Origin of the sequence: Streptomyces sp. NBC_01525, from assembly GCF_045040405.1 — a bacterium.
In the GTDB taxonomy this organism is placed as follows: Bacteria; Actinomycetota; Actinomycetes; order Streptomycetales; family Streptomycetaceae; genus Streptomyces; species Streptomyces benahoarensis.
This window is the reverse complement of sequence record NZ_CP109397.1, coordinates 4,202,844-4,227,001: the sequence shown is the minus strand read 5'-3', so window position 1 is coordinate 4,227,001 and position 24,158 is coordinate 4,202,844. Positions and strand designations below refer to the sequence as shown.

Annotated in this window: 20 protein-coding genes; 13 read left to right on the top strand and 7 right to left on the bottom strand. The window is 74.5% G+C overall.

From position 1 onward, the window contains the following. Positions 1-71 precede the first annotated feature (71 nt). Positions 72-1,484 (top strand): MFS transporter, encoded by a 1,413-nt coding sequence (locus OG422_RS19055; RefSeq protein ID WP_405743836.1) that lies wholly within the window; start codon positions 72-74, stop codon positions 1,482-1,484. A gap of 35 nt (positions 1,485-1,519) precedes the next feature. Here the strand turns inward: OG422_RS19055 and OG422_RS19050 are convergent, their stop codons facing one another. Then, a complete protein-coding gene (locus OG422_RS19050; RefSeq protein WP_405743835.1) occupies positions 1,520-2,986 on the bottom strand; it encodes an NCS2 family permease in 1,467 nt (488 codons plus the stop codon). Positions 2,987-3,257: 271 nt separating this feature from the next. Here OG422_RS19050 and OG422_RS19045 point away from each other — a divergent pair, with 271 nt between their 5' ends. Together OG422_RS19045 and OG422_RS19040 are read left to right on the top strand one after the other, a co-directional pair. Further along, positions 3,258-3,536, top strand: a complete 279-nt coding sequence (locus tag OG422_RS19045) for a DUF2530 domain-containing protein (RefSeq protein WP_405743834.1) — start codon at positions 3,258-3,260, stop codon at positions 3,534-3,536. A gap of 56 nt (positions 3,537-3,592) precedes the next feature. Continuing rightward, complete coding sequence (locus OG422_RS19040; RefSeq protein WP_405743833.1) at positions 3,593-6,040, top strand: HAD-IC family P-type ATPase; 2,448 nt, start codon at positions 3,593-3,595, stop codon at positions 6,038-6,040. A 152-nt stretch (positions 6,041-6,192) separates the two neighbouring features. Here the strand turns inward: OG422_RS19040 and OG422_RS19035 are convergent, their stop codons facing one another. Then, positions 6,193-6,954, bottom strand: a complete 762-nt coding sequence (locus OG422_RS19035; protein ID WP_405743832.1) for a calcium-binding protein — start codon at positions 6,952-6,954, stop codon at positions 6,193-6,195. A 54-nt stretch (positions 6,955-7,008) separates the two neighbouring features. Here OG422_RS19035 and OG422_RS19030 point away from each other — a divergent pair, with 54 nt between their 5' ends. Continuing rightward, positions 7,009-7,188 carry a hypothetical protein gene (locus OG422_RS19030; RefSeq protein WP_143942489.1) on the top strand — a complete coding sequence of 60 codons (180 nt, stop codon included), beginning with the start codon at positions 7,009-7,011 and terminating at the stop codon, positions 7,186-7,188. Positions 7,189-7,287: 99 nt separating this feature from the next. Here the strand turns inward: OG422_RS19030 and OG422_RS19025 are convergent, their stop codons facing one another. Then, complete coding sequence (locus tag OG422_RS19025) at positions 7,288-10,545, bottom strand: sacsin N-terminal ATP-binding-like domain-containing protein (protein WP_405747891.1); 3,258 nt, start codon at positions 10,543-10,545, stop codon at positions 7,288-7,290. Positions 10,546-10,838: 293 nt separating this feature from the next. Beyond that, entirely contained in the window at positions 10,839-11,762 is a 924-nt protein-coding gene (locus tag OG422_RS19020) for a DUF3027 domain-containing protein (protein WP_405743831.1), read from the bottom strand. A 390-nt stretch (positions 11,763-12,152) separates the two neighbouring features. Between OG422_RS19020 and OG422_RS19015 the strand changes: the two genes are divergently transcribed. The 4 genes from OG422_RS19015 to OG422_RS19000 all read left to right on the top strand — a co-directional run bounded on the left by OG422_RS19015 (position 12,153) and on the right by OG422_RS19000 (position 15,881). Then, positions 12,153-13,562, top strand: a complete 1,410-nt coding sequence (locus OG422_RS19015; RefSeq protein ID WP_405743830.1) for an MFS transporter — start codon at positions 12,153-12,155, stop codon at positions 13,560-13,562. Positions 13,563-13,732: 170 nt separating this feature from the next. Then, the gene (locus OG422_RS19010; protein ID WP_143942782.1) at positions 13,733-14,236 is read left to right on the top strand and encodes a hypothetical protein; all 504 of its coding nucleotides are present in this window, start codon (positions 13,733-13,735) and stop codon (positions 14,234-14,236) included. A gap of 43 nt (positions 14,237-14,279) precedes the next feature. Further along, the gene (locus tag OG422_RS19005; RefSeq protein WP_405743829.1) at positions 14,280-14,984 is read left to right on the top strand and encodes a futalosine hydrolase; all 705 of its coding nucleotides are present in this window, start codon (positions 14,280-14,282) and stop codon (positions 14,982-14,984) included. A gap of 45 nt (positions 14,985-15,029) precedes the next feature. Then, a complete protein-coding gene (locus OG422_RS19000; RefSeq protein WP_143942784.1) occupies positions 15,030-15,881 on the top strand; it encodes a 1,4-dihydroxy-6-naphthoate synthase in 852 nt (283 codons plus the stop codon). A gap of 40 nt (positions 15,882-15,921) precedes the next feature. Here OG422_RS19000 and OG422_RS18995 read toward each other — a convergent pair whose 3' ends face one another. Then, positions 15,922-16,305 carry a cold-shock protein gene (locus OG422_RS18995; RefSeq protein WP_143942785.1) on the bottom strand — a complete coding sequence of 128 codons (384 nt, stop codon included), beginning with the start codon at positions 16,303-16,305 and terminating at the stop codon, positions 15,922-15,924. Positions 16,306-16,515: 210 nt separating this feature from the next. Here OG422_RS18995 and OG422_RS18990 point away from each other — a divergent pair, with 210 nt between their 5' ends. After that, complete coding sequence (locus tag OG422_RS18990; protein ID WP_405743828.1) at positions 16,516-16,767, top strand: hypothetical protein; 252 nt, start codon at positions 16,516-16,518, stop codon at positions 16,765-16,767. Here the strand turns inward: OG422_RS18990 and OG422_RS18985 are convergent. Further along, a complete protein-coding gene (locus OG422_RS18985; protein WP_405743827.1) occupies positions 16,737-17,405 on the bottom strand; it encodes an HAD family hydrolase in 669 nt (222 codons plus the stop codon). The genes OG422_RS18990 and OG422_RS18985 overlap by 31 nt on opposite strands. Before the next feature lie 253 nt (positions 17,406-17,658). On the opposite strand from OG422_RS18985, the gene OG422_RS18980 reads away from it, so the two are divergent. The 4 genes from OG422_RS18980 (at position 17,659) to OG422_RS18965 (ending at position 22,182) form a co-directional block, all read left to right on the top strand. Continuing rightward, positions 17,659-18,660, top strand: coding sequence for an iron ABC transporter permease (locus OG422_RS18980; RefSeq protein ID WP_251076724.1), 1,002 nt, complete (start codon positions 17,659-17,661; stop codon positions 18,658-18,660). 23 nt (positions 18,661-18,683) lie between these two features. After that, positions 18,684-19,832 (top strand): FecCD family ABC transporter permease, encoded by a 1,149-nt coding sequence (locus OG422_RS18975; protein ID WP_405747889.1) that lies wholly within the window; start codon positions 18,684-18,686, stop codon positions 19,830-19,832. After that, positions 19,829-20,683 (top strand): ABC transporter ATP-binding protein, encoded by an 855-nt coding sequence (locus OG422_RS18970; RefSeq protein ID WP_405743826.1) that lies wholly within the window; start codon positions 19,829-19,831, stop codon positions 20,681-20,683. Before OG422_RS18975 ends, OG422_RS18970 begins: the two co-directional genes overlap by 4 nt. Before the next feature lie 413 nt (positions 20,684-21,096). Then, positions 21,097-22,182: an ABC transporter substrate-binding protein gene (locus OG422_RS18965; RefSeq protein ID WP_405743825.1), complete on the top strand. Its 1,086-nt coding sequence runs from the start codon at positions 21,097-21,099 to the stop codon at positions 22,180-22,182. 196 nt (positions 22,183-22,378) lie between these two features. Here OG422_RS18965 and OG422_RS18960 read toward each other — a convergent pair whose 3' ends face one another. Then, positions 22,379-23,761, bottom strand: a complete 1,383-nt coding sequence (locus OG422_RS18960; RefSeq protein ID WP_405743824.1) for a hypothetical protein — start codon at positions 23,759-23,761, stop codon at positions 22,379-22,381. Positions 23,762-24,158 lie beyond the last annotated feature (397 nt).

Here is a 24,158-nt window from a genome sequence, read left to right as displayed (position 1 = left end):
CGCGCCCGCCGCTCGCTAGCTTCGGCCGGTCCGCGCGCGAGGTGCGGCCGGGAGGCGAGGAGTGCGCGGACGTGACGGTGTCCAAGGAGCCGCTCGGGCGGCGGTTCAACCGGCTCTGGGCGGCGTACACCGTCAGCGCCTTCGGTACCCGGCTCGCGTTCAACGCCCTGCCGCTGACCGCCCTGCTCGTGCTGCACGCCGGGCCCACGCAGGTGGCGGCGTTGTCGGCGGCGGGCGCCGCGGTCGGGGCGGTGGCCGCCGTACCGCTCGGCCCCTGGGTGGAGGGACGCCGCAAACGGCCCGTGATGATCGCGATGGACCTGGTGCGGTGCGCGGCGATGCTGAGCGTCCCCGCCGCGTACGCGCTGGGCCTCCTCGGCTTCGCGCAGCTCCTGGTGGTCTCCGTCGTCGTCGGCGCCGCCGACATCGCCTTCTCCGCGGCGAGCGGCGCGTTCCTCAAGTCGCTGCTCCCGCCGGAACGCCTGCTGCGCGCCAACGGACGGCTGGAGTCCACGACCTGGACCACCACCATGCTCGGCCCGCCGCTCGGCGGCGCCGCGGTCGGCGCGCTGGGCCCGATGCTGACGGTGACGGTGGACGCGGTCAGCTATCTGCTGTCGGCGGTGGGGCTCCGGGCGGTCGGCGAGGGCGAAGCCCGGCCGGGCCGGGGCGGTGCGGCGGAGCGGTCCGCGGGCGGCGTCCCCGGGCCGCGTACGGAGGGCGCGTCCGGCGGGGACGCGGCGCGGCGGGAGGCGGACGGACCGGAGCCGGGCGGCTCCGGGTCGGGCGGCCCGGAGATCGCCAAAGGCCCGGAGACCGCCAAGGGCCCGGCGCGTCCCCGCACCCGCGCCGCCGACCTCCTCACCGGTTGGCGCTTCCTGCTGGCCGACCCGGCGCTCCGGCCGCTGTTCCTCAACACCGTGCTGGTCAACGGCCTGATCATGGCGACCGAGCCGCTGCTCACCGTGCTGCTCGTCGACCGGCTGGGCTTCGCGCCCTGGCAGTACGGGCTGGCCTTCGCGCTGCCCTGTGTGGGCGGGCTGATCGGCTCCCGGCTCGCCCGGCCCCTCGTCGCGCGGTACGGGCGCCGGGCGGTGCTGCTCACCACGGGGACGCTGCGGGTGTGCTGGCTGCCGTGGCTGGCGCTGACCGGGCCGGGGGTGGGCGGTTTCGCGCTCGTCGTCGCCGTCGAGCTGGCCATGATCCTCTGCATCGGGGTCTACAACCCGGTGCTCGTCACGTACCGGCTCGACCGGCTCCCGGCGGACCGGGTGGCGCGGGTGCTGGCGGCGTGGTCGGTGACCTCCCGGGCGGCCATCGCGACGCTGACCGCGCTGGGCGGTCTGCTCGCGGCCGTCACCGGGACGCGTACCGCGCTGCTCGCCGCCGGTCTGCTGGCCCTCACCACACCGCTGCTGCTGATCGGCGCCGGACGCACGGTGCGCGATACGGCCCCGGACGCGCCGGAGGTGCCGGCCCGCTGACGCGGCGGCCGGCACCTCCGGGGTGGTACAGGTCGTTACTTGCCGAGCAGCTGCTCGATCGGGTTGAGCAGGAAGTACACCAGGAAGCACAGGCCCACGGCGTTGAGCAGCCAGGGGATCTCCCGGAAACGGCCGGTGACGGAGCGCAGCAGGATGAAGGCGAGCACGCCGATGCCGATGCCGTTGGTGATGCTGTACGTGAACGGCATCGAGATCATGGTGAGGAACGCCGGGATGGCGACGGTGAAGTCGCCCCAGTCGATGTGCCGGACGTTGGACGCCATGATCAGGAAGCCGACGACGATCAGCGCGGGCGTCGCCGCCTGGGCGGGCACCACGGTCGCCAGCGGGGTGAAGACCAGCGCGAGCAGGAAGAGCCCGCCGGTGACGATGTTCGCCAGGCCGGTGCGGGCACCCTCGCCGACACCGGCGGTGGACTCGACGAAGCAGGTGTTGGCGGAGGCGGAGCCGACGCCGCCCGCCGCGACGGCGATGCCGTCGACCATCAGGATGCGGCCCATGCCGGGCAGGTTGCCGTTCTCGTCGGTCAGCCCGGCCTCCTCGCCGACGCCGATGATGGTGCCCATCGCGTCGAAGAAGCCGGAGAGCAGCACGGTGAAGACGAAGAGGCAGCCGGTCAGCAGGCCGACCTCCTGGAAGCCGCCGAAGAGGCTGATGTGGCCGATGAGCCCGAAGTCCGGCGCGCCGATGATCTTGTCGGGGACGTTCGGGACGGCGAGGCCCCAGGCGGCGTCCGGGATGGTGGCGAGGGCGTTGATGACGATCGCGACGACCGCCATGACGACCATGCCGATGAGGATCGCGCCCTTGGTCTTGCGGACCACCAGCATGAACATCAGCACCAGGCCCAGCACGAAGACCAGCACCGGCCAGCCCTTGAGCTGACCGCCCTGGCCCAGGCCCATCGGCACGGTGGTGTGCGCGGCGTCCGGGTTACGGCTGACGAACCCGGCGTCGACCAGGCCGATCAGCGAGATGAACATGCCGATGCCGATGGCGATGGCGCGCCGCAGCCCCGGCGGGATGGCGTCCATGACGCGCTGCCGCAGACCGGAGGCGACGAGGATCATCAGCACCAGACCGGCGAGGACGACCATGCCCATCGCGTCCGGCCAGCTCATCTTGGGGGCGAGCTGGAGGGAGACGACGGCGTTGATGCCCAGGCCCGCGGCGATGGCGATCGGGACGTTGCCGACGACACCCATCAGGACGGTGCTCAGACCGGCCATCAGGGCGGTGGCGGTGACCAGCTGTCCGTTGTCGAGATGGTGACCATATTTGTCCACACCCGCGCCGAGGATGATCGGGTTCAGCACGATGATGTACGCCATCGCGAAGAAGGTCGCCAGGCCACCGCGGAGTTCGCGGGCCACCGTCGAGCCCCGCTGGGAGATCTTGAAGAAGCGGTCGAGCCCGTCCTTGGGCGGGTGACCTGGGCTCCGAAGAGCGTTTTCGACCGGTGTGGTGGCCGAGGACGACATGGGCGGGACCTCAGTGGGACGGGCCTGGAGGAGGCGCGGGGGCCCGGCCCGGGTGATCCCGGGACGGGTGCACGGACAGCACGTTTCCCGATCAATTTGGAGCAATCAACGATTGAAACCAGTCAGATCCGGAAGAGTTCAGTATGAATAAACAATTCGTTGATCGCTATCTTCGCGCGTAGACCCCCGCGCCGCACGGCCGCCCCCTACCCTCGGAAACCGGCCACGGCCGGGCGTGGGCCCGTCGGACCGCCCCCGTAAGCTGGGTTCCATGTGGAAGAAGTCCGAACTGCGCGCGGCTCCGGCGCCCCTTGAGGGTCCCGTCGTCGGCACGATCACCGGCGGCACCCTCATCTGGTTCGTCCTCTTCCTCGGCCAGTTGCCCTTCTACGGCTGGTTCGCCGACGGCGGCCACGCCTGGTGGGTGTGGACCTGCCTGGCCGGCGGCGGTCTCGGCTGCCTCGGCATCGTGTACGTCCGCAAGCGGGACGCCGCCATCAAGCGCGCCGCCCGGGCGGCAGCCGAGGCGACCGCCGCCGACGCCGCCTGATCCACCGCCTCACCGCCCAGCGGGTGCGCCGCGCCCCGCCCCCGTACCGTCTAACCATGACGCAGTGGGCGAAACCCGGCGGCGGCCCGGGGCCGGACGGCAGCAGCTCCGGGGGGCCGGACGGCGGAAGCGCCATCGAGGCACCGGGGAGCGACGCCGAGCCGCCCGCGCATCCGGGGCTGACCGCCGCCGAGGTGGCCGAGCGGGTCGCCCGGGGCGAGGTCAACGATGTGCCGGTGCGCTCCTCGCGCTCGGTGCCGGACATCGTGCGGGCCAACGTCTTCACCCGGTTCAACGCCATCATCGGCGTCCTCTTCGTGATCATCCTGTTCGTCGGCCCGATCCAGGACGGGCTGTTCGGCTTCGTCATCATCGCCAACACCGGCATCGGCATCTTCCAGGAGCTGCGCGCCAAGCGGACGCTCGACAACCTCGCGGTCGTCGGGGAGGCGAAGCCGACCGTACGGCGGGACGGGCGGGCCGTCCCCCTCTCCACCTCCGCGGTGGTCCTCGGCGACGTCATCGAGCTGGGGCCAGGCGACAAGGTCATCGTCGACGGCACCGTGCTGGAGGCGGACGGCATGGAGGTCGACGAATCGCTGCTGACCGGCGAGGCGGATCCGGTGCTGAAGCGGCCCGGGGAGCCGATGATGTCCGGCAGCTTCGTGGTGGCCGGGGGCGGCGCGTTCAGCGCGACGCGGGTCGGCCGGGAGGCGTACGCGGCGCAGCTCGCCGAGGAGGCCAGCCGCTTCACGCTCGTCCACTCCGAGCTGCGCTCCGGCATCAGCCGGATCCTCACCTACGTGACGTGGATGATGATCCCGACCGCGCTCGGGCTGATCCTCAGCCACCTCTTCACCCTCCACATGGCGGGCGACGACGCGGTGCGGCGGATGGTCGCCGGGATCGTGCCGATGGTGCCCGAGGGGCTGGTGCTGCTGACGTCGGTGGCGTTCGCGATCGGGGTGATCCGGCTGGGCCGCAAGCAGTGCCTGGTGCAGGAGCTGCCCGCGATCGAGGGGCTGGCCCGGGTCGACGTCGTCTGCCTGGACAAGACCGGGACGCTCACCGAGGGCGGTATGGACGTCAGCGCGCTGCGGCCGCTGAACGGCGCCGACGAGGGGCGGCTGCGGCAGATCCTCGGCGCGCTCGGCGGCGCCGACCCGCGGCCGAACGCCTCCCTGCTGGCCATCATCGAGGCGTTCCCCGAGCAGGACGGCTGGCGGTGCGCCGCCACGCTGCCGTTCTCGTCCGCCCGGAAGTACAGCGGCGCCGTCCTCGACGACCCCGCGGGCGGGCGCACGACCTGGCTGCTGGGCGCGCCCGACGTGCTGCTGCCGCCCGGCGATCCGGCGCTCGCCGAGACCGAGGAGCTGAACGCCGAGGGGCTGCGGGTGCTGCTGCTGGCCCACACCGCGCGGGCGCTGGACGATCCGGCGCTCGCCCGGGATGTGGAGGCGGCGGCGCTGGTGGCACTGGAGCAGCGGCTGCGGCCGGACGCCGGGGCGACGCTGGCGTACTTCGCCGAGCAGGACGTCGCCGCCAAGGTCATCTCGGGCGACAACGCGGTGTCGGTGGGCGCGGTCGCCGGGCGGCTCGGGCTGCCGGGGGCGGCGGCGCCGGTGGACGCGCGGGAGCTGCCCGCCGCGCCGGAGTCGATGGCCGCCGCGGTGGCGGACGGCACGGTCTTCGGCCGGGTCACGCCGCGGCAGAAGCGGGACATGGTCGGCGCCCTCCAGTCGCGCGGCCACCATGTCGCGATGACCGGCGACGGCGTCAACGACGTCCTGGCGCTGAAGGACGCGGACATCGGCGTCGCGATGGGCTCCGGTTCGGAGGCGACGCGGGCAGTCGCGCAGATCGTGCTGCTCGACAACAGCTTCGCCACGCTGCCGTCGGTGGTCGCCGAGGGCCGCCGGGTGATCGGCAACATCACCCGCGTCGCCACCCTCTTCCTGACGAAGACGGTCTACTCGGTGCTGCTGGCGCTCCTGGTGGCCTGCTGGCAGATCCCGTACCCGTATCTGCCGCGCCATCTGACGCTGCTGTCGACGCTGACCATCGGCGTCCCCGCGTTCTTCCTGGCGCTGGCGCCCAACAAGGAGCGGGCGCGGCCGCACTTCGTCCGCCGGGTGATGCGGTACGCGGTGCCGTCCGGGCTGATCACCGGCGCCGCGGCGTTCGTGACGTATCTGCTGGCGCGGCACCACTACACCGGGCCGGACGCGCTGTCCGCGGAGACCAGCGCGGCGACGCTGACGCTCTTCCTCGCCGCGATGTGGGTCCTGGCGATCATCGCCCGCCCCTACACCTGGTGGCGGATCGCGCTGGTCGCGGCGATGGGCGTGGCCTTCCTGATCGTGCTGGCCGTGCCGTGGTTGCAGCACTTCTTCGCGCTGCGGCTGGTGGGGACGGTGTTGCCGTGGACGGCGGTGGGGGTCGCGGTGGTGGCGGGGGTCACGCTGGAGATCGTCTGGCGCAGGCTGCGGCGGACGATGGCGTGAGGCGGCGGCCGGGGCGGGCGCGGGACCCGGCGGATGTGCGGGCGCCGGGCCTCGGGGCGGACGCCCGGGCGGCGACGGCGACCGGTCGGGTCCGCCGCCGTCCGGAGGGCCGCGCCCGGCCGCTCCCCGCGAGGCGGCCGGTACCCGCCCCCTCAGTCCTGCTGGACGACGTCCTCGCCGGGCCCGCCCGACAGCCGGTCCTTGCCGGGGCCGCCGTACAGGTGGTCGTTGCCGCTGTTGCCGTACAGGATGTCGTCGCCCGGACCGCCGTTGAGGATGTCGTCGCCGGGACCGCCGTACAGCCTGTCGTTCCCGTCGCCGCCGGAGAGGGTCTGGCTGCCGGGACCGCCCCGGAGGACGTCGTCGCCGGGGCCGCCCTCCGCGAGCGCGGCGTCGCCGTTCGCCTCGATCGTGTCGTGGCCCTCGCCGCCGAGGACGGTGGCCGCCGCCCCGACCGTGATCCGGTCGTCGCCCGCGCCGCCCACGACCGAGCTGCCGTCGGCGGGCCCGGTGCTCGTCAGGGTGCCGTCGCCGTCGCCGAGCAGGACGCGGTTGAAGAAGTACGTCTCGCCCGCGGTGTTGGCCAGCGCGACGCGGTCGTCGCCGTCGCCGAGGTCCATCGTCAGCGCGGCGTACGGGTCCTGGCTCTCGACGGTGACGACCGTGCAGCGGACCGTGGTGGCGTCGGCGGCGTCCGGGTGGACACAGCCGTGACCTGCGGAAACGGGCACGCGATCGTCGATCAGGTAGGTGAGCCGGGCGTGGTCGTCCTTGGCGTACGCCTCGGTCACGGTGACGTCGTTGGTCTGGCCGGGGGCGGCGGTGTAGGCGAGTTCCCGGCCGTCGTCGCCGACGGCTGCGGTGGCCTGCGGCGCGGCGGCGACGGCGCTCGCGCGCCGTATCAAGCGGGTCACAGTGCCCGCACGCGGCTGGCGCCGCCGCCACCGCGCCGCCTAGGGTCCCTGCCCATGGCTTTCTCCGCGGGGGACCTCACCCACGAGGTACTGGCACGGTCGCATCACTACCACCACACCTACCACTCGTCGCACGGCAGCAGCTCCGGGACGATCCAGTGGTGGGAATGGCTCATCCTGCTGGTCGGCGCGGGTGCGCTGATCTGGGGGCTGGTCAAGAAGTTCGCCGGGTGAGGCGCTGACGGGCCGGGGCCCGGAGCCGTACGCGCGGACCCGGCACACGGCGTGGGGCGGCCCCGGACGTGAGCCGGGAACCGCCCCACGCCCCCTCCGTCAGTCGAACCAGCGCGACCGCGCCAGCTCCTCGCCCCGGTCCGGCTCCTCCAGGAGCGCGGCGACCTCGAAGCGGCGGGGCCACTGACCGGCGGCCCACGCCAGTCCGGCGGCCACGCCCTCCAGCGTCGCCGCGTGCAGCGCGCCGTCGGCCGTCAGCCGCCAGTCCAGCTCGACCGTGGCATCGCCGTCGCCGACCAGCAACTCCTCGTGCTCGGTGTACGCCTCGGGGGTGGCGGGCCCCAGCAGCGCCCGGACCTCCTCCGGCACCGCATGCCGTACGCCCTCGGAGCGCACGTCGGCGTCGACCGCCTCGCTCAGCCGTGACACCTGGAGGAGTTCGGCGAGAGCGGCGGCGCGGTCCGGGGCGACGGGCAGCAGCGCCCGCTCGGCCACCAGCGGCATCAGGTCCGGCGCGTCGGCGACCAGCGCGTCGGCCGCGTCGGCCACCCGTACCTCGCCGCCGGGCCCGCCGTCGGCGTCCGGGACGACCGCGCGCAGCGCGTCGGGCAGCGTCACCACCTCCGGGTCGAGCAGCGCCAACTCGCCGTGGATCGCATGGAGTTGGGTGGCCGTGACCGGCAGGTCCGGGTCGGCGAGGCGGCCCAGCAGTTCGGCGGCGCCGCCCGGTTCGTCCAGCAGCGCGGCCAGTGAGGTGCGCACGCCCAGCGCCCGCAGTACCTCCGGATCGACGTCGCCCGCGTCGGCCGCCTCGTACAGCCCGGCGAGCAGCGGATCGCCGCCCGCGGACCGCAGTCCGGCCGGGTGCCGCCCGTCGAGGACCGGGTGGCCGCGCAGCCACCATGCGGTGTAGGGGCGGACGGATTCCGTGGTGCCGTCGGGCAGCAGGACCCGTACGGGTGCGGTCAGGGCGTCGCGCAGCGGTGGCCGGGAGAGCAGGGCGAGCGCCTGCGGCCAGGCGTCGTCGTCGACGAGGTCGAGGTCGCGGACGGCGATCAGCTCGGTGACCACCGGCGGTACGGGGGTGTCGGGCAGCGCGTCGAGGATGTCCTCGCACCACACGTCGACGGCGTCGAGCAGCCCCGCGTCGTCCGGTTCGGCGAAGTCACCCTCGCGCGGCTCCAGTTCGTCCGGGTCGAGGACCACATCGGTGGCGCGGACCAGCGCGAAGGCGGCCAGCACCCCGACGGCGGTCAGCGGCTGTTCGCCCCAGCGGTCCACCAACTCCGCGTCGCAGGCGGCGAGTTCACCCTCACGGAGGACCTGCTCGAAGGCGCTGCCGGGGTAGACCAGCTCACCGGCGGGGGCCAGTTCACCGTCCTCGTCGGGCAGGGCCAGCGCGGCCAGCCACGGCTCGTCGCCGGGCGCGAGGTGCGCGTCGCGGACCAGGCCGAGGACCGTCTCGGCGATCTCGTCGGCACCGGGCGGCGCGCCCGGCCCGTCCGGGTCGGCGAGCAGGTCCCAGGCGTCTTCGTCGGCGTCGAGGGAGCCCGCCACCGCCGCCCTGACCTGCGGCGTCGTCAGAACCGCGCGGGGTGAGGCGGGGAGCGCGCCCAGCTTCTCCAGCAGCGGGTGGACCGCGTCGGGGTGCGCGACCTTCAGCCCGAGGCGGGTCAGCGTGGCGTACCGGGCCGCCGCACCGTCCGCCGCGTCCTCGCCGGACACCGGGAGCAGCACCTGCCGCGGCCCGAGGGTGGTGCGGACGGCGCCGGGGCGGCCGTCCGGTGCGGCCAGCGGGACGGGCAGCCCGGAGAGCCGGTCCGGGTCGGTCCCGGCCAGCGCGTCGTACAGCCGCCACCACCAGGACGGGTCCCGTTCCACGCCCGCCAGCCGGTCGATCATCTCGCCGAGCGGGACCCGGGCGACGCCCAGCGCCCGCAGCTCCGGGCGGCGTTCGAGCCCGGCGGGGAGCAGCGTGGGGAAGAGTTCCGCGAGGACGGCGACGGTGGCGGCGCCCCCGCCCTCCAGGACCTCCGCGTCGATGGGCCGCAGGCCGTCGCGGACGGCGCCGCCGGGCTCGTCCCAGGTGTCGTCGGGCGCCGCGGGCGGTGCGGTGGCCGGGGCGGCGGCGGGCAGGAACCGCGTCCGGGGCAGCAACTCCAGGATCCGGCCGCGGAGTTCCCCATCGATACCGCCCTTGCCGAGCGGGCCCGGCACCAGGTCCAGGGCGGCGGTGGTCAGAGGGCGCCAGGCGCCGAGCAGCGCGGCATACGCGGTGGCGGCGCGCGCCACCAGGAAGTCGGCGAGCGGACCGGGCGCGACATGGCGGCGGGTCGGCTCCAGCGGGAACGACGCGATCAGCAGCGCCGGGAGGCCCATCGGCTCGTCCGTCGGTGTCGGGGCGTGCACCACGGGCGCGGTGCCGGGCGCGGCCGGGGCGCCGTCGGCGTCCACGGGCACCGCCCACGTCACCGACCACACCGGGCGCAGCCGCTCCTCGACCGGTCGGTCGGCGAGGAGCGCGGGCTCCAGCGGGCCACCATCGGTCACCACCCGCCAGCGAGTGTCGCCGCGCTCACTGTCCTCGATCCGGACCAGCTCGCCGTCCCGCGCGCGCCGCAACTCCCGTACGCCGTCCGGGGTTTCGACGACGATCTCGGCTAGCCCCGGCAGGGTCAGCAGCAGCGCGGCATCGATCCCGGCAAGCAGCCGCTCGGCGAGGTCCAGCGCGGCGCCGTCCCGCAGCGGGAGCACCACGGAGGTGTCGTACCCCTCGGGCGCGGTGCCCTCGGCGGGCAGCGGCAGGCGCAGCAGCGGAACGTGGCCGTCGCGGCGGCGCAGTTCACCGCCGAGCCCGGGGCTGTGGGCGGCGACCTCGCGGGTCAGCTCGCGCGCCTCGGCCAGCGACCAGCGGACGCCGCCGGTGCGGCCGATCAGCGCCGGTTCGTCGGTGACCGACAGCACGGCGGCGAACCCGACCCCGAACCGGCCGACCGCCCCGGTCTCCACGCCGGCCTCCCGCTTCGCGGAGGCGCGGAGGGTGGCGAGCGATTCGACGCCGGTGGCGTCCAGCGGGGCACCGGTGTTGGACGCGACGAGCACGGCCGGGGCGTCACCGTCGGCCGGGTGCAGGGTCAGCCGCAGGCGGCCGGGGACACCGGCGCGGGCGGCGGCGTCGGCGGCGTTCTGGGCCAGCTCGACGGCGAGGCGGTCTCGGTAGCCACCGAGCGCGAGGTCCTCCTCGGCGTTGGCGTCCTCCCGGAAGCGGGCGGGGGAGGCGGCCCATGCCTCCAGGACTCCGCGCCGCAGCCGCGAGGTGCCGAAGGGGTCTGCGCCCCCGGCCTCCCCGCGGACCATTGCCGTACCGGTCACTTGCGTCTCCCTCACGTCTTTGTTCCGACCGTAGCGCCGGTCGCCTTTGCGGCGGGCATTTCTGTGGTGGGGGGCGCCGGGCGCCTGCCTGGCGCCTGCCCGGCGGGGGAGGGCGCGGCCCTCGGTAGGTGGTGGGTGACGGTGGTGGGGCGGGGTGGTGTTGCGGACTGCTTCGCTTTACGTCCGCAACGCCACCCCGCCCCACCACCTTGCGTCGTCCGTCGTCGCCGGGTCGCGCCCTCGGAAAGGAGAGAAAAGAAAAAGAAAGGGGCTCGGGGTCAGCTGTGGCCCAGTTCTTCCGGGGGGGTGGTGTCCTCCACGGAGCCGCCGGTGGGTTCGGGGCGGAGGGTGAGGGGTTCGATGATGGTTTCGTCGACCACGGGGGTGGCGGGGCGGGGCGGGGCGGGCATGACGGCGGCTTCGGAGTGGCCGCCGCAACCGTAGGAGAGGGAGACAACGCGGCCGTCGGCGGGGGAGAACTCATTGGCGCAGACGCCGAACGCCTGACGCAGGGAGCCGGCGAGCGGGGTGAGGAAGCCGCAGGAGATGCAGGTGGCGGGGGCCGCCTGGGCCATCGCGGTGCGGGCGCCGAACGCCTCGTCCCAGCGGTCGGCGGCCTCGTGCAGGCCGTAGCGGGACAGGATGCGGGCGCGGCGCATGCCCAGTTCGTCGGCGAGGGAGGTGAGGTCGCCGCGGGCAGGGGCGGGCTGGACGGCGGGCGAGCCGGGGACGACGTCGGCGTCCTCGGTGTCGGCGATCTCGGCGATCTCCGCGGTCTGGGCGGGCAGGTCCGCGGCGAGGGCGGAGTTCGGCGGCGGGGTGTCCTCACCGGTGTAGCCGGGCTCCAGGCGCAGGTCCTCGGCGTCGGTGGGCAGCAGATCGCCGGGGCCCATGTCGCCGGGGCGCAGCCGCTCGCTCCACGGCACCCACTCGGGGGCGAGGACGGCGTCCGAGCCGGGCAGCAGCACCGACTCGTCGAGGGTGACGACCTTGGCGCGGGAGGCGCGGGCGACGGTGACGGCCCAGCGCCAGCCGCGGTAGCCGGGCTCCTTGCAGGCGAAGAGGTGCGTGACGACGCGGTCGCCGTCGGCGACGGCCTCCAGGTGCTCGCCGACCATGCCCGGCAGCGCGGTCTCCTCGGCCGCTGCACGGGCCAGGTCGACCGCCTCGGCGCACAAGCGGTCCGGGGTACGGCTTCGCATCGCAGCACTCACAAGAATCGATTCTCTCTTCCACGCCGTCTCACGAGTGCGCCAGCCGGAGCTGTCCTGTCCATGTCCGGACGACCGGCGGGGCCGGGGCGGGCGGAGCGGACCTGGGGACCGCGTCGACGTCCGCGCCCGATCGCTTGGGTCGAGCGCACCTCTCACGACCCATTCTGAGGGATCGCGCAAAGGCGCGCGGCCATGGACGACCGCCGGTGGCGCGCTACACACGCTACCCCTTCGTTCGTGGACGACCCCTCGGCGGGAGCGGCAAATGTGATCGCCGGGGGCCGCCGGTGGCGGTGAGAGGGGCGCGGGCCGCCGCCACCTCGCGCAACAAGCCCGGGAAACCGCCCGATAGCTGGCAAATTCGGGCAGTATGGCCGGATGGCTGCCGCACGGGCATCGAAGGGCTCGCGGTTCTCGCGCGCGTCGACCCGGAGCGGGCTGCGGCGCAACCGGGTCCGCGGGGCGGGCCGGGCCGCCGGGCGAGCGCTGCACCGGCCGTTCACCGGTGCGGCCCGCGGCGTCCGGCGCGCCACCCATGCGCACGGCGCGGGCGAATCGGGCCTGGGCAAACTCATCGAACTGCACGCGGTGAACTCCGCGGGCGACATGCTGATCACCGTCGCGCTGGCCTCGACGGTGTTCTTCTCGGTGCCGACGGATCAGGCGCGGGGCCGGGTGGCGCTGTATCTCGCGGTGACGATGGCGCCGTTCGCGCTGCTGGCGCCGGTGGTCGGGCCGCTGCTGGACCGGGTGCCGCACGGGCGGCGGGCCGCGATGGCCGCCGCGATGCTGGCGCGGGCGCTGCTGGCGCTGACGATGTCGGGCGCGGTCGCCGCCGGCGGGCTGGAGCTGTATCCGGCGGCGCTGGGCGTGCTGGTGGCGTCGAAGGCGTACGGCGTGGTGCGCAGCGCGGTGGTGCCGCGGCTGCTGCCGCCACGTTTCTCGCTGGTCAAGGCCAATTCGCGGGTGACGCTCGCCGGGCTGCTGGCGACCGCGGTGGCCGCGCCGCTGGGGGCCGGGCTGCATCTGATCGGGCCGATGTGGCCGCTCTTCGTGGCGTTCCTGGTGTTTTGCGGCGGCACCTTCCTGTCGTTCACGCTGCCGCACAAGGTCGACTCGGGGAAGGGCGAGGCCCGCGCGCGGCTGGCGTCCGGGGAGCCCTCGGGGCCGGGGTGGCGGCCAGGGCTGCGGACCGTCGGCCCGTCGGTGCTGCACGGCCTCCAGGCCAACGCCACGCTCCGCGCCCTGTCGGGGCTGCTGACGTTCTTCCTCGCGTTCCTGCTGCGCGAGCAACCGCTGTCCGGGCTGGGCGCCGCGACATCGCTGGGGCTGGTCGTGGTCGCGGCGGGCGGCGGCAACGCGCTGGGCACGACGGTCGGCGCCTGGCTGCGGGCGCGCGGCCCGGAGCGGATCGTCGCCGGGGTGCTGGGCGTCGCGCTGGCCGCGACGGTGACGGCGGCGGTCGGGTACGGGCTGCTGTCCCTGGTGGTCGTGCCGGTGGTGGCGGCCACCGCGGGGCTCTGCCAGGCGCTGGGCAAGCTGTCGCTGGACGCGATGATCCAGCGCGACGTCCCGGAGACGGTGCGCACCTCCGCGTTCGCCCGCTCGGAGACGGTGCTCCAGCTGTCGTGGGTGGTCGGCGGCGCGCTCGGCATCGCGCTGCCGCTGGTCGGCGAGGTGGGCATGGTGGTGGCGTCGGCACTGGTGGCGGTGGGTGCGCTGGTGTCCGTACGAGGTCTGCTGGGCGCGGCCCGGCGCGGCGGACGGGCCGGGGCGCGGGTGCGGTGAGCGGCCGGGCGGCGCCGGTCGCGGAACGCGGGCTGCGCCGCCCGCCGGGTGCGGGCGATCTCCGGCGGCGGGCCCGGGTGCCGGATCCGGCCGGTACGCATGTGGGCGGCGCGGGGCGGCACGCCGTACCCGGGCGTGGTGCGCGCCGGGGCGCCAGATAGCCTGCCCGCATGACCGCTGCGATGATCTCCTGGGGCAAGGGCCGCCGCGCCGCTGCCGCCATCGGTGCCGTGTCCCTGGGCCTCGTCACCCTCTCCGCCTGTGAGAAGCCGACCGACCTGGCGACCGTGACCGTCGGCTCCACGACCGTCACCGCCGAGGCCACGCCCGGCTGCAACGGCGACGGCAAGCTGCTGAGCAAGAAGCAGGTCGAGACCTGCATCACCAAGAACGGTGGCAAGACCGTCACCGTCCAGTCCGGCGACAAGGTCCGCGTCGGCGTGGCGCCGGAGGTCGCCAAGTCCGGCTGGATCGTCATCGGCGGCGGCCCCGTGATGCGTGAGGCCAGCCACGAGACGTACCGCTCCTTCGACGCGGACACCCTCTTCATGCAGCAGAACCCGCAGACCGGTCAGACCACCTACACCCGGTCGGTCACGCTCCAGGTCGCGGAGCTGGGCAAGGGCCAGGGCCCGAAGACCATGTGGCACTTCAACCTGAAGCAGAAGGACTGAGCCCGCTGACCGGGGCCGGAGCGCCGTCCGGGCGGGCCGTCTGATGCGGGTGCTCGTCGTCACGGCGGTGGCCGCCGAACGCGACGCGGTGTGCGCCGCGGGCGGTCCGTACACCCCGCGCGCCCTGCCCGGCGGCCTCGCGCTGCACCGCGGCGGCGCGGACACCGGCCCCGCCGTCGACGTGCTGGCCGCCGGGGTCGGTCCGGCGTCCGCCGCGGCCGGGACGGCCACCGCGCTGACCGCCGCCGCGCTGGACGGCGCGCCGTACTCCCTGGTGATCTCCGCCGGGATCGGCGGCGGCTTCGCGCCCGCCGCCCCGCTGGGCTGTGTGGTCGTCGCGGACGCGCTCACCGCCGCCGACCTGGGCGCCGAGACGCCCGAGGGCTTTCTGCCGGTGACGGAACTGGGCTTCGGGACGGTCACGCACCGCCCGGACCCGGCGCTGGTACGGGCCGTCGCCGCCGCGTGCGGGGCGCGCACCGGGCCGGTGCTGACCGTGTCGACGGTGACGGGCTCCGCGGCGCGCGCGGCGGAGCTGACGGCGCGCCACCCCGGTGTTCTGGCGGAGGCCATGGAGGGCTTCGGCGTCGCCGAGGCGGCCGTGGCCCATGGCGCGGGCGTGCTGGAGATCCGTACGGTCTCCAACGCGGTCGGCCCCCGCGACCGGGCGGCCTGGCGCATCGGCCCCGCGCTGACCGCGCTGACCGGCGCGTTCGCGGCGTTGCCCGCCGCACTGCGCGCTCTGTGACACCCGGCCCGGCCACCGCGCCGGGCCCGTTTGCGAGGAGGACCCGTGACCCGGCCGCTGGACATCGCGTATTCGCCGTGCCCCAACGACACCTTCGTCTTCGACGCCTGGGCGCACGGCCGCGTCCCCGGTGCACCGGAGCTGGCGGTGACCTTCGCGGACATCGACGTCACCAACGGCATGGCCGAGCGCGGTGAGTTCGATGTGCTGAAGGTGTCGTACGCGGTGCTGCCGTGGGTGCTTGAGGAGTACGCGCTGCTGCCGTGCGGCGGGGCGCTGGGGCGCGGCTGCGGGCCGCTGGTCCTGACCCGCGGGGGCGGTGACGCGGCGGGTCTTGCCGGGAAGACGGTGGCGGTTCCCAGCGAGCGGTCCACCGCGTATCTGCTGTTCCGGCTCTGGGCGGCGGCCGAGGTGCCGGGCGGCGTCGGGGAGATCGTGGTGCTGCCGTTCCACGAGATCATGCCGGCCGTCCGCGACGGCAAGGTCGACGCGGGCCTGGTCATCCACGAGGCCCGCTTCACCTACGGGAACTACGGCCTGACCTGCCTGGCCGACATGGGCGAGCACTGGGAGCGCACCACCGGGCTGCCGATTCCGCTGGGCGCGATCATCGCGAAGCGGTCGCTGGGCGAGGAGATGCTGCGGCGGCTGGCGGACGCGGCGCGGACGTCGGTGCGAATGGCGTGGGACGACCCGGAGGCGTCCCGTCCGTACGTCCTCGGGCACGCCCAGGAGATGGATCCGGCCGTCGCCGACCAGCACATCGGGCTGTACGTGAACGAGTTCACCGCCGACCTCGGCGAGCACGGGTATGCGGCGGTGCGGGGGCTGCTGACGCGCGCGGCGGCCGAGGGGCTGGTGCCGCCCCTCGGCCCGGACGCGCTGGCGTTCGTCTGATCCGGATGGTCCGGCCGGGCGCGGGCCCGGCGGGGCGGGGTCAGACGTCGAGCTGGTCGGCGACCGCGCGGAGCATTCCGGCGATCTTGGCGCCGTGCGCCTTCTCGGGGTAGCGGCCCCGCTCCAGCTGCTGGGTGACGTTCTCCAGCAGAGTGGTCAGGTCCTGCACGATCGAGGCGAGTTCATCGGGCTTACGGCGCTGGGCCGCGGCCACCGAGGGCGCCGGGTCGAGGATCGTCACGGACAGTGCCTGGTCGCCGCGCTGACCGGCGACGACGCCGAATTCGACGCGCTGGCCCGGCTTGAGTGCGTCCACGCCGTCGGGCAGCACCGACGAGTGCACGAAGACGTCACCGCCGTCGTCGCGGGAGAGAAAGCCGAAGCCCTTCTCACTGTTGAACCACTTGACCTTGCCGGTAGGCACGTCTGTCCTCGTCCTCGTACTCGTGGGAAAAATGCGGGCTGACTGCTCAGAAAATGCCGAAAGTGCGGAAAAACTGCCGGAAAAACGGGTCTGGATAGCAGTGCAGCGGGTCACCCTGACCCGCCGTCACCAAGGCTAATGCTCCCGCGCGCGGTGACAAGACGTACCGGGCGGTTCCTCCATGCTTGTGGCCGGACTTACCCTGGTCAGGTGTCTGACGAAACGCCCCGGGATGGGGATCTGCTGGTCCGAATCGGCGCGATCGTGTTCTTCATTGGCGCACTGGCCACTCTGGCCACGATGACCCCACTGTTCATCGGCGCCGAACCGCTGCCTTCGGTTTTCTACTGGGTGTGCATGCTGATGGGCGTGGGCTTCCTCATCGCCGGGGCGGGGGTGGTTCGCTCCGTCGTCGGCCAGCGCCGCCGGGCTCAGGCGGACGCGGCGTCCCTCGCGAGGTAACCGGCGAGCCAGCCCGGGAACGCGGTCAGGTCGTCGAGCACCACATCGGCACCGGCCGCCCGCAGCTCCGCCGCATCGCACGGCCCCGAGGCGACCGCGACCGACAGGGCGTCCGCGGCCCGCGCGCCGCGCACATCGCCGGTGTGGTCGCCGACGTAGACCGTGGCGCCGTGCGCGCGCAGCGCCGCCGCCTTGGCCTCCGCCCACAGGGACCCGGCGAGGATGTCGACCTCCAGGCCCAGGTGGTCGAGGTGGAGCTTGGCGCTGGGCTCGAACTTCGCGGTGACGACGAGCGTGCGGCCACCGGCGGCGTGCACCGCCGCCAGCGCCGCGTGGGCGCCGGGCATCGCGGGCGTCGGCGCGACCGCGTACTGCGGGTACAGCTCCCGGTACAGCTCACTGGCCTCGGCTGTCCGCTCCTCGGGGAACCACTGGCGGATCTCCTGCTCCAGCGGCGGGCCCAGGCGGGTGATCGCGAGGTCGGCGTCGACATTCACGCCGGTGCGGGCGGTCAGCTCCTGGTAGGCGGCCTTGATGCCGGGGCGGGAGTCGATCAGCGTCATGTCGAGATCGAAGCCGACGGTCAGGGCGGGGGCGCTCGGGACGGTCGGGTCGGCGGGGGCGATCGGGGCAGCCATGCCCCCCATTGTGCCGGGCGCCACCGACAGCCCCGCAGGGCCGCCCCGCCCGGCCCGGTACGACCCCGGGTCGTACCCTTAGCCTTGCCTTACCTAAGCGCGTGCCCCTGGGGGCCCGGTGGTCCGCCGCCGGGGTCCGGGGGCGCGTGCTGCGCCCGGATATCTCGAAATGGACCCGATGTCAGCCGACCAGGCAAGCAGCCCCCGGAGCGCCGCCGCGCGACCCGGCACGTCCGGCCCCGGGGGGCGCGCGATGAGCCGGATGCGCGGGCGGCGGCTCGTCCTGACGCTGGCGGCGGTGGCGGCGCTGCTGCTGGCCGTCCTCCTCTCGCTCGCCGTCGGCAGCCGCGCGTTCGCCCCGTCCGAGGTGATCGGCGCGCTGGTACACGGCGGGGACGGCGACGCCGCGCAGGTGGTGCGCTTCCTACGGCTGCCGCGCACGCTGATCGGCCTGATGGTCGGGGCGGCGCTGGCGATGGCCGGGACGGTGCTCCAGGGCATCACCCGCAACCCGATCGCCGACCCCGGCATCCTCGGCATCAGCCAGGGCTCGTCGGTCGGCGTGGTGCTGGCGATCTCGCTGTTCGGGGTGCACACGCTCGCCGGCTACGTCTGGTTCGCGTTCGCCGGTGCCGCCGTCGCGTCGGTCGTCGTGTACGCCATCGCCACCCGGGGCCGGGGCGGGGCGACGCCGGTGAAGCTGGCACTGGCCGGTGCGGCGATCAACGCGCTGCTGGTGTCGGTGACGATGGCGGTGCTGACGACCCAGGCGGCGGCGCTGGACGAGTTCCGGTTCTGGCAGGTCGGCTCGCTGACCGGCCGGGACAGCGAGGTCGCCGCCCAGATCTGGCCGTTCCTGCTGGTCGGCGCGGTGCTGGTGCTGTCGGTGGCACGCGGTCTGGACGCCTTGGCGCTGGGCGAGGACGTCGCCCGGGGGCTGGGCCAGAAGGTCGCCGTCGTACGGATCGTCGGCGGGCTCGGCGCGACGGTGCTGACCGGCGCGGGCGTCGCGGCGGCCGGTCCGATCGCGTTCGTCGGGCTCGCGGTGCCGCATCTGGCGCGCGCCGTGGTCGGCAACGATCACCGCTGGGTGCTGCCGATGGCGGCGCTGCTCGGGCCGGTGATCGTGCTGGTGTCGGACACCGTCGGGCGGATCGTCTTCCCGCCGTCGGAAGTCCCTGCGGGCGTGATGACGGCGCTCATCGGGGTGCCGTTCCTGGTGACCCTCGTCCGCCGGAAGGCGGTGGCCGCGTGAACGCCCCCGGAACCCGCGAGGCGGTGGCCGCCCCGGCCCCGCGCCCGGCCCCGCGCCCGGCCGCCGGGCACCGTCCGGCCGGTTACGCCGTCCTCGGGGCAGGCCGTGCCTCCAGGGTCTCGTTCCTGCTGCACCGCCGGGCGGCGGTCGTCGCCGTGCTGCTCGCGGCGGCGCTGGCCGCGGTGTGCCTGGCGTATCTCTGCGTCGGCGAGGACTTCGTCGCGCCGTCCGACGTCCTCGACGTGATCCTGGGGCGGCCGTCGTCGCAGGAGCTGGTCGTCGGGACGCTGCGGCTGCCGCGGATGACCGTGGGGCTGCTGGTCGGCGCGGCGTTCGGCGTCGCGGGCGGGCTGATCCAGACGGTCGCCCGCAACCCGCTGGCCAGCCCGGACATCATCGGCGTCACCCAGGGCGCGGGCGCGCTGACGGTCGGCGCGATGACGTTCGGGGTCACCTCGTACACGGTGCTGCCGTACCTCTCGGTGGCCGGCGGGCTGCTGGCGGCGGGGCTGGTGTACGTCTTCGCGTGGCGCGGCGGGCTGCACGCGACCCGCTTCGTACTGATCGGCATCGGTTTCGCGGTGGCGCTCCGCTCGGTGATCCAGCTGTTCCTGACGAAGGGCGACTACCTGGTCGCGCAGCAGGCGCAGGTGTGGATGACGGGGTCGCTGAACGGGCGGGGCTGGGCGGAGGCGGCGCCGCTGGGCTGGGCGCTGCTGGCGCTGCTGCCCGCGGTGCTGTGGGCGGCGCGGGCGCAGCGGACGGTGTCGATGGACGACGACACCGCGACAGCGCTGGGCGTCCGGCTGGGCCGCACCCGGCTGGGCCTGGTGGCGCTGGGCGTGGTGCTGGCGTCGATGGCGACGGGCGCGGCGGGCCCGGTGGACTTCGTGGCGCTGCTGGCGCCGCAGATCGCCCGGCGGCTGACGCGCACCGCGCAGATCCCGCTGTTCAGCTCGGCGCTGCTGGGCGCGGCGATCGTGGTGGGCGGCGATCTGCTGGCCCGCAAGCTGTTCGCGCCGACGGAGCTGCCGGTGGGCGTGCTGACCGCCGCCGTCGGCGCGCCGTATCTGATCTGGCTGATCATCCGGGGCCACCGCACCCGCAGCCGCACGGCGGGCCGTGGCCGCGCCGCCGGGACCCGTAGCCGTGCCGCAGGAGGAGAAGCGTGACCGAGACCGGCGCAACCGCCGCCCCCACGACCGGGGAGCCCGCCCCGAGCAGGCTGACGGCGCGGGGGCTGACGCTGGCGTACGAGGACCGTACGGTCGTCGACGGGCTGGACCTGGACGTGCCGCAGGGCGCGGTCACCGTCGTCGTCGGGCCGAACGCCTGCGGGAAGTCGACGCTGCTGCGCGCCCTGGGGCGGCTGCTGCGGCCGCGGCGCGGCGCGGTGTTCCTGGACGGCGCGGATCTGGCGCGGATCCCGACGAAGCAGATAGCCCGGTCGCTGGGGCTGCTGCCGCAGACGCCCGTCGCGCCGGAGGCGATCACCGTCGCCGATCTCGTGGCGCGCGGCCGCCAGCCGCATCAGCACTGGTGGCAGCAGTGGTCGGCGGAGGACGAGCGGGCGGTGACGGAGGCGATGGAGCGCACCGACGTCGCCCAGCTCGCCGCGCGCGCCGTCGACGAACTCTCCGGCGGCCAGCGGCAGCGGGTGTGGATCGCGATGGCGCTGGCCCAGGAGACCGATCTGCTCCTCCTGGACGAGCCGACGACGTACCTGGACATCGCGCACCAGGTGGAGGTGCTGGACCTGGTACGCCAGCTCAACCACGAGCGGGGCCGCACGGTCGTCGCCGTCCTGCACGACCTGAATCAGGCCGCCCGCTACGCCGACCACCTGGTGGCGATGCGCGCGGGCCGCGTGGTGGCCGAGGGCCCGCCGGGCGAGGTGGTCACCGCGGAGCTGGTGCGGGAGGTCTTCGGCCTGGAGGCGGTCGTCATCCCGGATCCGGTGACCGGCTCCCCGCTGGTGGTGCCGGGTCGGCCTTGGGCGGGGGCCGAGGTGTCCGGGGTCTGAGGCGTCCGGGGCTGAGGCGTCCGGGGCTGGAAGGCCCGGTGCGGAGGTGCTGGGGCCGGGGGCTGGCGGGTAGAGGGGTGCTGCGGGCCCTGCGGTCCGTGTCCGACCCGATCTGTTCTGTCCCTGTCCCTGTTCCTGTTCCTGCTCCTGTTCCTGCCGCTGTCCCTGCTCCTGCCGCTGTCCCTGTTCCTGTTCCTGTCGCTGTCCCGTCTCCCGAACCGACCCGCCGTACGCGTTCGGACCACCGATCCGTACGCGTTCGCTTGCACCACCGATCCGTACGCCTTCCTCCGTTCCACCCGTACGGGCCGCGTCCGTTCCACCCGTACGGGCCGCCGTCCCACCCGTACGGGCCGCTGCCATTCCACCCCTACAGGCCGTCCTCCCTCCCGTACGAGCCGAAAGGGCATTCCATGACCCGTCGCACCGTCCGTCGTGCCGCCGCCCGTCGCGTGATCCGCCGTGCGCAGCCGCGTCCCGTCCGCCGTGCCGCGGTCGCCGTGGCCGGGACGGTCGCCGCCTCCCTCGCCCTCGCCGCCTGCGGAAGCGGCGGGTCCGACTCCGGCGACGGCGGGTCCCTCAAGGCCGCCAGCTGCCCGAAGCAGCCGGTGACGCACTGGGCCCAGCCGCCCTCGGGCGATGGCCCGCACAAGGTCGCGACGGCGACGGGCGAGGTCGAGGTCCCGGCCGCGCCGAAGCGGGTGGTGGTCCTGGACACCGCGGAGCTGGACTCCGCCCTCACCCTCGGCGTCAAGCCGGTCGGCGCCACCCGCTCCGACGTCGATTCGGGCTTCCTCGACTACCTGCCGAAGGACGACGTCGCCGGGATCAAGGACGTCGGCAGGATCGGCTCCCCCAACCTGGAGGCCGTCGCCGCCCTGAAACCGGACCTGATCCTCACCAACACGGTCCGCGACGGGCACAGCTACCCGCAGCTCACCCGCATCGCGCCGACGGTGATGACCGAGACCACCGGCTACCCCTGGAAGCAGAACTTCGCCACCCATGCGGCGGCGTTGGGCCGGATTCCGCAGGCCAAGAAGCTCGTCGCGGGGTACGAGGCGCACGTCCGGCAGACCACCGCGGCGCTCGGCGGACCGGCGAAGGCGAGGGCGCTGCGGGCCAACGTCGTCCGCTTCGTCGAGGGCGCCGACACCCGCGTCTACGGCTGTCAGAGCTACATCGGCACCGTCCTCGACGACCTCGGCACCGGCCCGACCGACGTCGTCAACGGCACCAAGGACGGCCTGATGACGGAGCTGAGCACCGAGCAGATGAACCGCGCCGACGCCGACGCGGTCTTCTACGCGAGCTACGGCTCCCCGGAGAAGTCGAAAGAAGCGCAGGTCACCAGCGGTCCCCTGTGGAAGAACCTCCGAGCGGTCAAGAACGGCCGCTCCTTCCGCGTCGACGACCAGCTGTGGATCCAGGGCATCGGGTACACGGCGGCCGACAGGATCCTTGACGAGGTGCGGGAGCGACTGGCCAAGAAGGGGTGAGGGACGCCCGGGGGGCCCGGCGTGCGCTCCCGGAGTGCGGTGGCGGTGGTCCCCCGTACGGGAGAGGCGGACAGCCCGTACGGGGTGCCGTACGGGAAACCTCGTAGGGGCAGGCCCGTAAGGGAGCCCCGTAAGGGCGAACGACCCCTACGGGTCGGGCCCGTGAGCGTCGGTCAGTCCGGGAGAGCCCGGTCCGTCATCGAACCCAGCGCCGCATCCGCCACACCAGGAACACCGCCGAGGCGACGGCGGCGACGCGGACCAGAAGCGGCAGACCGTCGAGGAGCGCGGCGCCCATCTTCCCGGAGGCGATCGGATCGCCCCACCGGCCGGTGGCACGGCCCCACATCCACAGGACTCCGCCGCCCGCCAGCAGGCCGGGCACGCCGAGCGCGGCGAACTTCGCCTCGGCGTGGGTGAGGCGGCGCGACAGGAACGTCACCGCCCAGCCCGCGGCCAGCGCGAGCCAGCTCCCGAGGACCACACCGGCCAGCAGCAGCACCACGGCGAGCGTCACCACGGGGCTGAGCCGGACTCGGGCGGCCGGTGCCTCCTCGGCGGCCGGTTCCGGGGCGGGCGCCGCCTGCTTCCGGCCGAGGGCGCGGCGCAGCAGCCCCGGCAGCGGACGGCCGGGTTCCGGACCGGCGCCCTGCCCCGGCGTACCGTCCGGCGCCTTCTTCGCGTCGTCGCCCTCCCCGGGCCGCTTCCACATCTCCGGGATCTCGATGCCGCCGACGAACCCAGGCACGGTCTCGCCCCTCCCGGTCGGCTCCGGCCGCGCCAGCCACCAGTCCGCGTCGCCGTCGCCCAACTCGTCGGCCCCGGCCAGATGCGGCGGCGAGGCGGAACCGGGCGCCAACGTGAACCGCGGCCCGGCTGCCTCCGCCGCCCCGGAACCGGCGTCCTTCTTTTTGAACAGCCCGGACCACTGCCCGGACCGGGATCCGTCCCGCGTTCCGTCCCGCGGCGACGGCACCTTTCCCGATGCGCCGTCACCAGCCCTTGGGGCTTCGCCGTCTGCGGGATTGCCCATAGGGGCGGGAGCCGACGGACGGGACGCGGAGGGGCCGGACGGGTCGGACGGGTCGGACGACTCGGGCGCGTCGGCGGAACCGAGAGGCGTGGGCGGCTCGGCGGGTCCGGAGGTCCCGGTGGGGCCCGGCGTCCCCGACAGACCGGAGGAGGAGGCGAGCTTCCCCGACAGGCCGGAGGTGGCGGGCGGTTCGGGTGTGCCCAGGGGCGCGGACGGTCCGGCGTGCGCCCCCGGCGGTACGGACGGAGCGCCCGCAACGGGCGGAGCGGCCGGGCCGTCCGCCGCGCGCGCAGCCGACGACCGCCCGGCCACCCCCGCGGCCGACTCCGCCGCCGATACGACCGCCTCCGGGGTGCCCAGCCGGGCCAGCACCCGCTTCACCTGGGAGACCGACGCGGACTTCTGGCCCGCGATCCGGGACGTGGCCTCGGCCCGCAGATCGGCCACCAGCCGCATCCGCGCCCCCGAGGGCAGGCCCCGCTGCTGGGCCAGGTCGCCGACCCGGCTCAGATAGTCAAAAACGAGCTGTTCGCTCTCGATCCCCACGAAATCCCCTGCGGTGTCCGCTGGTTACTGCCCCGACCGTACCGCCTCCCTCCGAACCGCACCGAGGGCCGCACACCCGGCCCCTGACACGCCACCACCTCCGGTACGCCGCCCTGCCCGGCACACCCCTGATGGACCTCCCCCGGAGCCTCCTCAAAGGGCTCGCTCCAAGGACCCTCCAAGGGTTTGCCCCGGCCCCGTGCCGCCCGCCGCAGCGCCCGGCGGGCTTCAGGTCCGTACGGGAGACACCGCCCCCGGCCGCACGGCAGACACCCCGCCCCGGCCGATCCCCTACGGGACCGCATACGCCGATCCGTACGGGACGCGCGACGACCGCCCGCCCCACCCCCTGAGCTGCCCGGCAGCCGGAGCCCCGACCCGTACGGGCTCCCCGGAT